We start from the raw sequence: 435 nt of genomic DNA on the forward strand, positions 1-435 counted from the left end.
ACGTGATCCTCGATGCGCAGCTCAGCCCTTATCGGGGCAGCGAGATGCGCTTGGCCGAAACCTTCCTGGGCCAGATTCCGGACAATTCGATCACATTGTTCGACAAAGGCTTTTGGGGAGCTGATTTGCTGCTGAGTGTTGCCGATGGTGTAAACAATCGACACTGGCTCACGCCAGCTCGCAAGAACCTGGTGATGGAGGAAGTCGAGCGCTATGGGGAGCATGATCGCCGCGTACGAATGAAGGTTTCGCCTCAGGCTCGCAAACGAAACCCGGCTCTGCCCACACACTGGGAAGTGCGCGAGGTCAGCTATCAAAGCCAAGGGCGTATCAGATCGCTGCTCACGTCGCTGCCGGTCGAGGACTACAACGCAGAAGCGGTCGCCGAACTCTATCTGGAACGCTGGGAAATCGAGCTGGGCTTCCGGGATATCA

1 protein-coding gene is annotated in these 435 nt (G+C 57.5%); it reads left to right on the forward strand.

Going from position 1 to position 435, the window contains the following annotated elements; all coding sequences use genetic code 11:
- The coding region (locus tag BVH06_RS21305; RefSeq protein ID WP_139315703.1) for a transposase at positions 1–435 on the forward strand (435 nt) is incomplete at both ends.

It is taken from the genome of Pseudomonas sp. PA27(2017) (assembly GCF_001945445.1).
GTDB lineage: Bacteria > Pseudomonadota > Gammaproteobacteria > Pseudomonadales > Pseudomonadaceae > Aquipseudomonas.